Below are 12,645 nucleotides of genomic sequence, written 5' to 3'. Positions count from 1 at the left end.
CTCCTTCTTGGTATAAAAAAACCTTCCGTTGCTGGAAGGATTCCCTGATAGGTTGTGATTTTCTATAAGCCATGTTTTGTCCGTATTTTCCTCAGGGAGAAGAAAACACTGGGTAATTATCTATCTGCAATTACTTGCCTTCTTGCTCCGTTCATTTCCGTGCAAAAAGTGCCCCTACCATTGTTTGGGTTGCTCGCTCGAGGGGTTTACCGCGTTCCACCAAGACGGTTTCCCGGCTTGCTTCGTCACTGTGGCACTTTCAAGGATACTTTGGCATAGCTTGCACCTTAGCCATTTTTCCTGCCGTTACTTTCTCAAGTACCCTAGCTTATGGTTTCGCTAGGCACGAACACTACAAGCGTCTCAGCTTGTGCGAGCATGGACTTTCCTCAGCATAATCGAGTTATGCCGCAATTACCCGAAAATCACAACTATCTTTTCTACATTAGAATTGACGGGTTTTTTCGTTGTCGTCTTCAAAATCAGCATTTGTATAGTTGCTGTTGTATGAAGAAGAACGAGTGACAGGTTCTGATTCACGATCAAGCTTTTTGCCAAACACTTCTTTTTCAAGATTAGACAAACGTTTTAAAATATCAAAATTTGTGACTGTTTGGCTTTTCGGTGCTTCTTGTTGAACACGAGAAGCGATTGCTTGGTTTTTCGACAATTGATCGATTTTCGCTGTCAGACGATCGTTTTCTTCTTGCAGGGCTAAGATCTCTTTATTGTAGCTTTCGTAGTCTTTAATGATATTATCTAAAAACTCGTCCACTTCCACTGGATCATATCCACGCATTTTTGTTTTGAATTCTTGTTGCAGAATATCTTTTGGACTATAAATTAAATTTGCCATTATTTACACCTCATTGTTTATTCCAAATGGTTTTCACTTTCTAGACCATTCTATCAAAAAATATACGAAAATCAAAGTAAATTACTATCAAATGTTGCGTTTTGTAAATCATCCATTGTTATTTGATGAATAAAGTAGGGATTTTGCTCACTATAGGCTTTCGCATCTCTTAAGAAATAATTAGGTTTTCCTGGAAATTCGTCATCATATAACACAAGTGCACCTTCAGTATGCTCCAGTAAAAACGCTGTGTGATTTCTTAATTGACTGGGGTCTTGGTAAGGCTTATGGCTGGTGGCATTGACATAATCGGCAAATGACTTCGCTGTTTGCAGTGCCTGTTGATTCGTTTCGTTCCAATTTTCACCAAACCCTTCAAAAGGAAAAATAATTCCTAGTTTCAGTTCCGGGTATGTTTGTTTTAATTGTTCAATGGCTTCGGCACACCACAGCTCTGCTCCAAGATTCCCGCTGATCAAGAGCCATTCTAGCCCTTCTTCGACATAATTGGTCAATGCCGACATTATTACTTTCTTAATAACTGCAATCTTGGGATCTTTTGCTTGAAAGACACCTAATTCATAATTACGATAGCCAGTAAAGTATAAGGTTTTCATTGTTTCTCTGGTCATCTCTTTTCTTTCCAAACGACTTTTTGGTATAATGTTGCCTAGGAGTGTGAACAACATGGTTATTCGTTACCCGAATGGACAATCTACTACCTATGATGACGGCAAAAAACAAAAAATGCAAGAAAAACTAATAAAGCCAAAAACGTATGCCAATCGTGGGATGCGTTTTGAAGAAGCGATCAATGAAAGCAACCTTTATTATTTAAATCGCAAACTTGCGGTCATTCATAAGAAACCGACACCAGTTCAAATCGTCAAGGTAGATTATCCGAGAAGAAGCGCCGCCGTAATTAAAGAAGCCTACTTTCGAGAGGCCTCTACCACCGATTACAATGGGGTTTATCAAGGGCAATATATCGACTTTGAAGCGAAAGAGACTCAAAACAAAACGTCATTTCCCTTTAAAAATTTTCATCCACACCAAATCAAGCATATGGAAGACTGTTTGGAACAAGCGGGATTATGTTTTGTTCTTTTATGGTTTTCTAGTCTACAACGCTGCTTTTTTCTAGATAGCAAGTGCTTAGTTTCTCAGTGGCACCTGCAAAAGGAAACTGGAAAAAAATCAATGACGTTGGCCTATATCGAAACCAATGGGATCGAAATCATCCCCACTATTGCGCCGCGTATTCCCTATTTAAAAGCAGTTGATCAATTTTTAACGATGAAGGAGAATGATGAGTATGGCAAATGAATCACAATCGAGGACCTCTCGGCATGATTCTAAGAAAGGCACTGCTAAAAAAGCACCAAAGCCCCCTAAAGCCAAAGGCAAACGAAGTATTGGGAGTATTATTTTAAAAGTGTTTATGGGCCTATTTTTCTTAGGCTGTATCGGGATTTTATCAGGAATGGGGCTGTTTTGGTGGTACGCCAAAGATGCACCAGCACTTGATGAAACACGTTTGGATTCGACTGTTTCTTCGCGCTTTTATGCCTCCAACGGTGAATTGATCACTGAATTCGGAAGTGAAACGAGAGAAAAAATCACCGCAAGTGAGATTCCCCAACTGCTGGAAGATGCGATCGTCTCTGTCGAAGATCGTCGGTTCTATCAGCATATCGGGGTCGATCCGATCCGAATCGTTGGTTCTGCATTATCCAATGCCACAACCGGCGGTATGCAAGGCGGAAGTACGTTGACTCAGCAATTGATCAAGCTGTCCTTCTTTTCTACCAGCGCCGAAGATCAAACGTTACGAAGAAAAGCACAAGAAGCTTGGATGGCGGTTCGGCTTGAACAAACCAAATCAAAGCAGGAAATTTTGACTTACTATATTAATAAGGTATATATGTCCAACGGGGTTTATGGAATGCAAACAGCTGCTATGAAGTTTTACGGCAAACCTTTGGCTGAACTAGACCTAGCGCAAACCGCTTTGATTGCTGGTTTACCAAATGCCCCTTCTGCGTTTGATCCTTTCGCTCATCCTGATAATGCGAAAAGTCGTCGAGATGTGGTTTTAGGCGCAATGCTTGAAAACGAGAAAATCACGCAAGCGGAATATGATTCGGCCGTTGCCGAAGATATTCAAGAAGGATTGCAAGAAAACCCGCGAGAAAACCAAGAGTGGAAGTACTTTGATAATTACTTCAACGAAGTGATCGCAGAAGTCAAAGAAAAAACCGGCAAAGATGTTTATACCGATGGCTTAGATATTTACACCAATGTAGATATCGATGCGCAAAAACGGTTATATGACATCGTCAACAGCGATGATTATGTTAATTATCCAGACGACAAGATGCAAGTTGCCGCTACTTTAGTTGATGTCAATACGGGCAAAGTCACGGCTCAAATTGGTGCCCGCAACGTTGATGACGTTCTCGCAAACAACCTGGCTGTCAACGTCGCTCGGGACTTTGGATCGACCGTTAAACCGATCACAGACTACGGCCCTGCCTTCCAATTTCTACAAGACTCTACCGGTAGAATGATTTTAGATGAACCTTATACTTATAAAGGAACCGATATTCCTGTGTACAACTGGGATCGCCAATATATGGGCAATATCACGCTTCGAACTGCTTTAGCAGAATCCAGAAATGTACCAGCAGTGAAATTGTTTGATGAAGTTGGAGCGGATAATATCGCCGACTTTCTTAGCGGGTTGGGTATCGAATACCACACGATTACTCAATCTAATGCGATTTCTAGCAATACGGATAAATTAGATGGCACAAAATATGGGATCTCCAGCCTGAAAATGGCCGCTGCTTATGCTGCGTTTTCAAATGGTGGCACCTATTATGAACCTCAGTACGTCAACAAAATCGTCATGCAAGATGGGACCGAAGATGAAGAATCCTTTAAAGTTGATGGTCAAGAAGCAATGGATGATACGACGGCTTATATGGTGACCGATATTTTGAAAGATGTTATTTCTGTCGGTACTGGAACCAATGCGCAAATCGATGGGTTATACCAAGCAGGGAAAACGGGAACTTCCAATTACACCGATGACCAGCTAGCACAACTGGATACATCAAACGGTGCTTATCCGGATATTACTTTTGCCGGCTATACTCCCTCCTATTCATTGGCGGTATGGACCGGATACAACGACAAAATGACACCGATCACTGATAGCAGTACCCATGTGGCTTCAGATGTCTATCGTGAATTGATGCGCTATGTTTCTGCTTCTGTAGAAAACACGGACTGGACAATGCCAGATGGACTGACACGGATCGGAAGAGAGCTTTATCTTGAAGGGACATACACGCAGCCAAGCTATTCAGCACCAAGTTCGTCCAGCAGTAGTTCGTACGTTGAACCGACGACACCTTCTACAGAAAGTAGTGAAGCAACACCATCAAGTACAACAGAATCATCAAGCGAAGTGACACCCCCAGTGACAACACCTGATGAGGATGATTCATCTTCGGTCGTTACACCTCCTGCTTCTAGTCAGGATCCTGGCTCAACAACGCCTTCCAGCAGTGAAGAAAATCCTTCCTCACCGCCGGATCCACCAGAACCAAATGATGGTAACTCCGAATAACTGAGAATAGTGAAAAACAGTAGATCAGATTTTGATCTACTGTTTTTTTTACTAACGACCATATAAATGTAGAAGCTTACTTTTCAAGTTCTTCAAAAAGCAATTTTTTATCTGAAAGCTGATAAACTTGATTATGCAGATCGTCAAACAAATGAATCACATTTTCTTTTGTCTCGTTCACTTCAAAAAGAATCTCCTTGGCACGATCATGAATGCCATCGATTCGCATTTCTGTCGTACGGATCATTCGTTCAGATTCGATCTTCGCTTCTTGAATCGTGCGATTTGCTTTTCTTCTAGCAAAGACTAAAACCTCACTGATTTCTGTTTGGAACTGCTCGTTTTCGATTTGTAAGGTTGCATTTTCTTCCCGTAGTGATTCGATCTTCGCCTGAAGCTCTGCGACTTCTTCATTTGATTCGCTAGCTGAAACTTTTGCTGCAAGCTCTTCTTTTTCTGCCAATTGCTGTTTCAAATCAGCAATTACTTCTTGCAACTGCTGGATTTCTTGCCGCTTCAACGTCCATTCAGCGCGTTCCTTTTCGTAATTTTGTTTCTCTTTTTGCTCTTTTTCTTGCTGAACAGCTAACTTAGCTTCTAATTGCTGGATCTTTGCTTCAAGTTTTTCTGTATCTACTTTTCTAAGCTGTTCTTCTAGGTCTTTGACTTTCTTATTCGCTTCTACTAGCGAAGCTTTTAATTCTTTTGCCTCTGCTTCTTGTTGAGCCACTACCTTCTGCTGTTTTTTTAACTGTTTTTTTTCTTCCTGTAGTTGCTCGTTTTCTAAAATCAATTCTTTAATTTCAAAAGATAAATTTTCAATCATATGATCCTTTTCTTGTTCTTCCGACTCTTGCTTATGTGTCTGGTTTATACTCAATTCTTTCTCCATACGTTCTCCTTTATCTTCAACGAGTTGACTATCCTTGGCGTGGTTATCACGGTTCCCAGAGGATTTTTGCTGCACTGCTATCTTTTTGACACTTTGATCTGTCTGTTGATCAACAGACACTCTTTGCTGAGAAATCGGTTTTGCTAAAGTCTGTGCGACAGGTTTCGCAGTTTCTTTCTGGGTTTTAGGGGGTTCATTGTCCGCTTGTCGATTGGTTCCTTTCTCTTTTTTTTCAGGCGTAGCCTTTGCGAACCCTTGATCCTCAATGATTCCCTCTTCTTGATTTGTCTCCTCAAATTCATTCAACTCTTCTATGGATAATTGATTTACTTCATCCATTAGCTTTTGGACAGAAAACAAACCTTTGTTTTTCTTTTTCATCATTAATTTTTCACACTGCCTTTTTGTTCATTTGTATTGATCGTTTCACTTTGATCCGTTCGAGGAGTAGAGGATATGCTTTCGCTCCCCTCGTTATTAGCTACTTCTTGAGCGTCAGTGTTTGGAAAGCTGCGTTCTAAAAGGGTCCAAACTCCATTCTCGTCACGAATGATCGTCTGCTCAAAGGACTGATCAGAATCCTTGGAAAATTGAACAGAGAAGGTTCCTTGGGTGATCAAGGGAACGTTCTGCATATCATGGAGTAGACGAGAAAAATTTTCTTCCCATCCGTTTAGGTCATCAATTGATGGTAATTTGCTAGATAGAACAATCGAGATTTCTTGCAAGGGCTGATCAACAAAAATCATCGCTACAGTGCGGCCTAGATATGGTGATAACTGATAGGCCAACTCATATTCAGCTGCAAACTGTGCCTCACGATCATTGGATACGAGTAAATGCTCCCAATCAATCGCTTCAAAAGCAAAGCCGTTCTCAGGATAAGCAAAAATCGGCATACGCATCCATTCCGTTTGCTCAGTTCTTAGCGCGAAGACTTCCTCTTTCAATTGACTAGTTTCTTCTTGCAGCTTTTGCAAATGAATGCCGCCTGTCAGTTGAAAAACTGTTAATAGCAAGACACTTACGATTATGGCACTACTGCAGCCCAATACAATTAGCAAGTGCCCACTACGCAGGTTGTGCTTAAATAAACGAAGTTTCCTTTTGGCTAAAGCATCTGACGACAGCTGCTTTTCAACTTTTCTTAATAAATATTCTCGATACAATCGCCAACCGATGATACTACCTGCTCCAATGGCAAGCAGTATCATCCCAATATAAATAAAAATCACAGTCTCTTCCTTCCATCAAAACTAAAATTCGTTTTATTCATCCCTTTTGATACAAACTTAGTCTCGTTGATATGTTGCAAGAAATGAATCATCGCAAGCTTCCTTTCAAGAAGCTGATGTGTCAGAAGAACGTGATCACCACACCATAAAAGGTTTTACTTGAAATGATTCCAAATTCTCTACTATCACTTGAAGTGAGCAGTGCATCGCCAACGACAAAGTACTCATCTTCTTTGAGGTACCCCCGAATCGGCAACGCCTCAAAGGCTTCATCCTTCACAGTGATCATAAATGAAAAATCAAAGTCAGTATCCTCCGCCCCAATCAATAAACGCTCCTGTGTACGAACGAAGGAATCTCCCGGCACACCAATCACTCTCTTGATCAAAAATTTCCCTTCCTGTTCGAAAGCGATCAGCTGATAGCGATTTGGCTGGCGCTTTTTATGGATCAGCACAACTTGTCGATCCTCGATCGTCGGCAGCATGGACGCTCCTCTGACTAACGCCAGTCGATACGGCTGAAGAAACGCAATAAGCAAAAGGACCATCAAAAAGATACCGCTGATAGGAAGACCTATTTGTCTATGCCTTTTACTCATATTGCCAGCCCTCCATCCTTATTTTGGCATAATATATGAAACACTTGATGAGTGCGCCAATTCATTGCTGATCACGCGATAAGAGATTGTGGTTCCACCATAGACATTTCCTTCTGAAACCAAAATACCATTTGGACCAACGGCTTCAACAAAAGCGACATGACCATAACGAGGATCAGATCCAGCTGTTCCAGGTGCAAAAGAGATCATACTGCCTGCTTTAGGTGTTTGACTGACGTTGTAACCTAAACGTCGTCCGGTATTGCCCCATTGACCACCATTTCCCATGTAGTCATCTACTTGACCGCCTAATTGACTCACGCGATTGAACACATACCAAGTACATTGTCCAACAGGATACGAACCAGAAAGATTGTAGTCACGACCGTTGTATTCTCGAAATGTCATGAGGGAGCGATACTCTTCTGGAATTTGTTCTTTCCCTTGGATAAACAAGCCTGTTTCTGTTGCGATCACTTGGTCATATTGCGTCAATCCATAGACCGCAATCAGTGAATTGATTTTTTTACTATAATTAACATCGGTCGCATAAGTGCCCGTCAAAGCATCTGCTGCCCGAAGATAGTTTTTTGATTCAGAGCGCCACACGTCTTGATAAAAGGTTGGATTTCCAGTGATTCCTCCGCGAATCAATTTGACATAATCAGCCATGGAATCTCGATAACTTGAATAGGAACGAAAGGCGGCTTGAATTTGGAATAGTTCTCCGTTGCCTTTATCTTCCATTGTTGGTAAAGTCACGCTGTTTCCTTGATAACTGCCTTTGATCCCAAAAAGGTTATAGTGGGGACTGCTGGAAAGCCCGCTGTCGCCACTGCCGCTTTCAAGGATCGCTTGCGCGATCAATACAGAAGCAAAGACATCGTATTCTTGCCCTAAGCTTTGGGCTTCTTGTGCCAATGTTTCAATAAACGTCTGGGTCTTTTGATTCACTGTAAATTCGTAAGGGGCTGGATATTCAGTAACTAGCTTTTCGCCATATGTAGCCAATTCAGGATTTGATAGCCGTCTGATCGATAGCGGCTCTTCGATAGAAACCCGCTGAACTTCGATGGCAGTTTTCGTTGGCTCTTCTTGATTTGTCACTAAACTTGCTTGGTAACCATCTGCGAGGTAGATACCGATTAACTTATTTGCGTCATATAAAAGATCCCCCGGTTGTAATTGTTCAACCTGCTGTTCTTTTTCTATCCAGCTAGCTTCTCCTTTTATAACCGCTTTGATCCGTTCATTGATCCATTCGTCCATCGTCAATGGTTCTTCTAGTTCACCAATTTGCCCGATGATCTCGTAGACGAATGCCGCTTGCCATTGCGCATCATAATCAGCTAATATCGGCAAGGTGAAATCTAACAGATTCGAATCTGCGATCTTTGCTGCCCGAAAACTCTCTGGTAAATCAATGGTACGTCCATCATAAAAAGAATTTTTCAAGTCAGAAGTAGCATCTGGTGATTGAACGACAGGGTTTATTACTTGCTCAGGTGCAATAATCGGAGGTGTTTTCGGCTCCTCTTTTTTTGCATTTTCAGTATTTTCGTTGCTCTCAGTTGAAATTTCATTTTCTTTTGGTGCCAATGACTCATCAATCAAGTCGGTCTCTTTTGGCTTGTTCTCTGTTTCTATTTCTAGATCGTCCGTTTCAGCATCTTTTTTTTCCTCTTCCTCGGAAGGTTCCTTGGACTCTGATTCCTCTAGTTCGGTCGTTTCCGCTGACTCGGTCGTTTGTGTTGAGTCTGATTCTTCAGACGAATCAAGAGATTCTACAACGGTATCTGCTGTTTCTGAATCCATAAGCGGCTCATTTGATTCGGAGGATAACTCGGTCGAGCCCTCCGTTTGCTCTTTGCTGACGTCTTCTTGACTCTCTTGGGCTTCTGCTGCCGATGAATCTTGGTCATCAAGTTGCTGTTCGACATTTGTATTTTCTGAATAGTTATCAGGCTGAGGGCTTTCTTTCGCCAGTAATACGGGAGAAACAAAAAGTTGGCTTGCTAAAATCCCAGCACTGAATAATGTTAAATATGACTTCTTTTTTCTACTCTTCATACAGTTTCCTTTCTCTTGTTTCAGCCGGCATCCTTGGTTTTGATCAAAACCTGACGAACTGATTCAAAGTTGCTTGAATAGTTTTTGCACGAGTTTAGGTGAACTCTGTATCTTCGCGATTATTTTTGAAGCAAACGATTGATTTAGCCAGCTTAAGCAGATTTTGCTCAGCAGCGTGATCTACCATAAAAAAGCGTTAAAATCCACTGCTTTTCAACCGATTTATTCACTGTCTTCCTATCAAGAATGGAAGCTGTCATAGGCGTCAACAGCTTCCATTTGATAAGATTGAGCATCGATCATTCGGTAGATGGGACAAAACTTAACTCCCATTCAATCGTTGCTTGATAGGTCATGTTACGCGGATTTGATCCAATGGGTACTTCAAGTTTGACACTATCCCCCATCGTCCCCATATCCCCGTAGCGCTGAATCCAGGTACCGCTTCCTTCATTTGCATCCGCTTCAGCGATCAAAGCGGGTACCCCAGGATCAAGGATCATTGATTCACTATAAGTGGGAGGAATTGCTGAATTGGCGGCATTCGTCAGCATAACTGCATTTTCTAAAATAATTCGTGCACCCCGAAGTTCTTCTCCTCGATCATTACGAAATCCTGCAGCGGATAATGTCGCGTTTAATTCCCAGCCGGTAAATTGAGCGCGCCGGTCAGAAATCTGCACGTAATTTGGCCGTTCCTCAGTTACTGAGCCATCAGCACTGCTAAGACGTTGTGGCAATGCCTTGTACTGTTTGGTATCTGCACTTATTGATACATCTCCAAAGCTATACTGGGAGATGAAATCGATACTGATAAACCCTAAATGTTCTGGTATATCCGGTTTATTTTCTGGATTCACTTCAATATCTGGCGCGATCGGATCTCGTGGATTCATTGTGACAATCTCTTGAACAACTGTTTCAGCTGTATCAAATTTTCCATTTAAGAAAGCGTAAGCCGTCACCGTATTATGTTTTGTAAACCGATCCCCCTCGGCTAAGGTCAAGCTGAAATCACCATTGGCATCTGCTTGAAGATGAAACAAGCTGTTATCATCAAAAGAGGGTGATTGCAGTTGCGGTGCGGGAATCGCTGGATCTCCGTCAAAACGAATCACACTATATGGTGTGGCTTTTCCCCTAATGATTCTTGAGCCTTCCAGTGCCGGATCTTCCGTTAATGGTTCTAAATGAACCTCGACATCTGGAATATATTCAAATAGAATACGTTGTGCTCTTGTGGTAAAATTCGCGCGAAAATGATCAACGATCTCTTGTGAGATGGAAGAAACATTCGAAATCGATGACAAGGTAGAGGCAAAATTCACTTTTAAATTGAAGATTGGACTCCAACTGAAGTCTGGTTCCTCCGTCAAGTTTCCATGCCGCCATTGCTTCGCAGCTTGAATATCCACATCTAATAGCCCGCCGCTGCCGGAAATCGAAATAAGGCTACTATTTGCTGCATTTCCGGTAACCGCCCTTGTTTTCTCTAAATTGATGCGTTGTGCATCCGCAAAAGTGAAGGTTGAGGCCGAGCTCAAAAATGTCATCAAGGAATGAGAGGGATTGGTTCCGTCCGACTTAATATCCAAGACTCCTTCTTTAGCAACAATAAATGTGGCGGCACCGGCTACATGGATCACTCCGGAGGTGGTGGTCCCTTGATTCACTGCATCAATTTCGACACTGCTTTTATTTCCAATAAGCATCGTGCTTCCAGCACCCATGTAGATAATGTTATAGCCCCATCCATTGAGGCTTGTGGTACGTCCGTCAGCTTTGATTACCACTTTGCTATCCTCAGACATTTCAAAGTGGGCGCCGCTAGCATACATACTGATTGCGGGGGAGTTGGCTCGGGCAGTCAAATGAAGCTCTGATCGATTACCGATATTGATCCGTCCATTCGCAATATAAATATTTGCTCCAAAAGCCTCACCGGCTGTTCCAGCTGCACGCAGAGACATCTTTGCATCATTGCCAATAGTCATACGCCCCGTTGCATAATATAAATAGATATTGCCGGAATTTATTGTCGACATGTCAACTGTTGCGTTATCAAGAATTTCCAATTGTGTTACTTCCATATTCGCTTGGTTGGTTGCATTGATCGTTTGCACACGTCCAGATCTGGAAGTATATGTCGGAGTTTGATGCGATATTACTTCGCCAGACATAATAACAGGTGTCGCTAACGAGTGGATCAACTGATTGCCCGCGTTGGTTAAATTGTGGTAACGCATTCTGGATAGATTTTGTTGCGGAATACTCATATTCGTAAAATTCATGAAGCCATAATAGTTGCCATGAACGATATCGATATTTTGGTACGTGATATCCCACGGCGTTGCACTATTGACGGTACTATCATAAAATCCGACAGCAACAGCTCTAAAGTCGATTTGATACCCATTGCCTTCGATCACAAGCGTTCGCGAAATTCCAGAAGCATTGGTCCAAATATAGGCTACCCCATTCGACGGGTTGGAAGTTGCACTTCCCGCAGCCACTCCGGAAACTCCTTGAGTAGGATTGTTTGATGATTCAAAGTCATTTACGATATTGATATAATTTACTTCTCTATTCACGATTGCCGCCATAAACTCTTGCCAGTTGGAAACATCCCGGTGACTGATTTCGTCTAACGGTGTGACAGGTTCTGTCAATTGGGCAATTGCTTCTGCTTGGTCAGCTTCTGTGTCTTGCTGATTCTCATTTAGGTTCGCGTCATTAGAAGGTTGCGTGGTTCGTTTCCCTTCCTGAGGCGTGTCTGATGGTGAGACCTCTGTCTCGATCGTTTCATTATCTGCATCATCATCCGAGTCCTCTTCCCCGTCATCTTCTGCCTGTACTTCGATCGTTAGTTCCGCTTCACCTATAAAAAGTCGATAATCGCCTATTTTATTAAAGACGATAGGAATCTCGAACTCCATTAGCTCTTCATCAAAGGTAAGCGTCCATTCCTGTTCTTCTTCAGACAGCTTCTTATTCTTCACTTCTGCAGCAAATTCTTCTTCCACGATCGCTGCTTCTTTCGCTACAACTAGCGTAATCTCATTTAAAGGTTGGCTTGATACGACGAAAACGTCGATCGGTTGATCCACGACACCTTCAATCACACTAACTGGAAACTGAAAAAAAGGTTGATGGATGTCAAATTCTTTTGTTTGGATCGGTTGTGTTGCTTTATCAAGCAAGGACATATTCTGCGTTTCGTCCAACGGTTCAATCGTGTGATCGATGGCGTGGATTTCCGGCAATAGGATACTGCTCAGACTTGGAAAAAAAGTTTGCACACTTAGTAATCCAATAATGATCGCAATTATTACCTTGTGCGGGGTATTCTTCATT

The 12,645-nt window shown here is 42.1% G+C and carries 9 protein-coding genes and 1 other RNA gene; 2 read left to right on the top strand and 8 right to left on the bottom strand.

All coding sequences use genetic code 11. The annotated features are described in order from the left end of the window. Nucleotides 1-60: 60 nt before the first annotated feature. The 3 genes from rnpB to IGK85_RS07800 all read right to left on the bottom strand — a co-directional run bounded on the left by rnpB (nt 61) and on the right by IGK85_RS07800 (nt 1,473). Nucleotides 61-426, bottom strand: an RNA gene (gene rnpB / locus IGK85_RS07810) — RNase P RNA component class B. Nucleotides 427-445: 19 nt separating this feature from the next. Beyond that, complete coding sequence (gene gpsB, locus IGK85_RS07805) at nt 446-856, bottom strand: cell division regulator GpsB (protein WP_005226142.1); 411 nt, start codon at nt 854-856, stop codon at nt 446-448. A gap of 71 nt (nt 857-927) precedes the next feature. Continuing rightward, complete coding sequence (locus IGK85_RS07800) at nt 928-1,473, bottom strand: DUF1273 domain-containing protein (RefSeq protein ID WP_008379834.1); 546 nt, start codon at nt 1,471-1,473, stop codon at nt 928-930. A 70-nt stretch (nt 1,474-1,543) separates the two neighbouring features. Here IGK85_RS07800 and recU point away from each other — a divergent pair, with 70 nt between their 5' ends. Then, nucleotides 1,544-2,182 carry a Holliday junction resolvase RecU gene (gene recU / locus IGK85_RS07795; RefSeq protein WP_008379833.1) on the top strand — a complete coding sequence of 213 codons (639 nt, stop codon included), beginning with the start codon at nt 1,544-1,546 and terminating at the stop codon, nt 2,180-2,182. Further along, nucleotides 2,172-4,493 (top strand): PBP1A family penicillin-binding protein, encoded by a 2,322-nt coding sequence (locus IGK85_RS07790; RefSeq protein ID WP_008379831.1) that lies wholly within the window; start codon nt 2,172-2,174, stop codon nt 4,491-4,493. Before recU ends, IGK85_RS07790 begins: the two co-directional genes overlap by 11 nt. 76 nt (nt 4,494-4,569) lie before the next feature. On the opposite strand, the gene IGK85_RS07785 is transcribed toward IGK85_RS07790, so the two are convergent. The 5 genes from IGK85_RS07785 to IGK85_RS07765 all read right to left on the bottom strand — a co-directional run bounded on the left by IGK85_RS07785 (nt 4,570) and on the right by IGK85_RS07765 (nt 12,644). Further along, entirely contained in the window at nt 4,570-5,769 is a 1,200-nt protein-coding gene (locus IGK85_RS07785) for a hypothetical protein (RefSeq protein WP_008379829.1), read from the bottom strand. Further along, entirely contained in the window at nt 5,769-6,620 is an 852-nt protein-coding gene (locus tag IGK85_RS07780) for a hypothetical protein (protein ID WP_008379827.1), read from the bottom strand. The genes IGK85_RS07785 and IGK85_RS07780 overlap by 1 nt, the downstream gene beginning before the upstream one ends. Before the next feature lie 121 nt (nt 6,621-6,741). Continuing rightward, complete coding sequence (lepB, locus tag IGK85_RS07775; RefSeq protein ID WP_008379825.1) at nt 6,742-7,221, bottom strand: signal peptidase I; 480 nt, start codon at nt 7,219-7,221, stop codon at nt 6,742-6,744. 18 nt (nt 7,222-7,239) lie between these two features. Further along, entirely contained in the window at nt 7,240-9,291 is a 2,052-nt protein-coding gene (locus tag IGK85_RS07770; RefSeq protein WP_008379823.1) for a glucosaminidase domain-containing protein, read from the bottom strand. Nucleotides 9,292-9,590: 299 nt separating this feature from the next. Beyond that, a complete protein-coding gene (locus IGK85_RS07765) occupies nt 9,591-12,644 on the bottom strand; it encodes a WxL domain-containing protein (RefSeq protein WP_008379821.1) in 3,054 nt (1,017 codons plus the stop codon). Between the last annotated feature and the right edge of the window lies 1 nt (nt 12,645).

It is taken from the genome of Enterococcus sp. AZ015 (assembly GCF_050499225.1).
GTDB classification, from domain to species: domain Bacteria; phylum Bacillota; class Bacilli; order Lactobacillales; family Enterococcaceae; genus Enterococcus_D; species Enterococcus_D entomosocium.
This window is presented reverse-complemented; position numbering and strand designations above follow the sequence as displayed.

What these genes read in the sequence shown, in the direction of transcription:
- lepB (WP_008379825.1), bottom strand. Translation starts at nt 7,221, where the DNA reads ATGAGTAAAAGGCATAGACAAATAGGTCTTCCTATCAGCGGTATCTTT.
- IGK85_RS07785 (WP_008379829.1), bottom strand. Translation starts at nt 5,769, where the DNA reads ATGATGAAAAAGAAAAACAAAGGTTTGTTTTCTGTCCAAAAGCTAATG.
- recU (WP_008379833.1), top strand. Translation starts at nt 1,544, where the DNA reads ATGGTTATTCGTTACCCGAATGGACAATCTACTACCTATGATGACGGC.
- IGK85_RS07800 (WP_008379834.1), bottom strand. Translation starts at nt 1,473, where the DNA reads ATGAAAACCTTATACTTTACTGGCTATCGTAATTATGAATTAGGTGTC.
- gpsB (WP_005226142.1), bottom strand. Translation starts at nt 856, where the DNA reads ATGGCAAATTTAATTTATAGTCCAAAAGATATTCTGCAACAAGAATTC.
- IGK85_RS07770 (WP_008379823.1), bottom strand. Translation starts at nt 9,291, where the DNA reads ATGAAGAGTAGAAAAAAGAAGTCATATTTAACATTATTCAGTGCTGGG.
- IGK85_RS07765 (WP_008379821.1), bottom strand. Translation starts at nt 12,644, where the DNA reads ATGAAGAATACCCCGCACAAGGTAATAATTGCGATCATTATTGGATTA.
- IGK85_RS07790 (WP_008379831.1), top strand. Translation starts at nt 2,172, where the DNA reads ATGGCAAATGAATCACAATCGAGGACCTCTCGGCATGATTCTAAGAAA.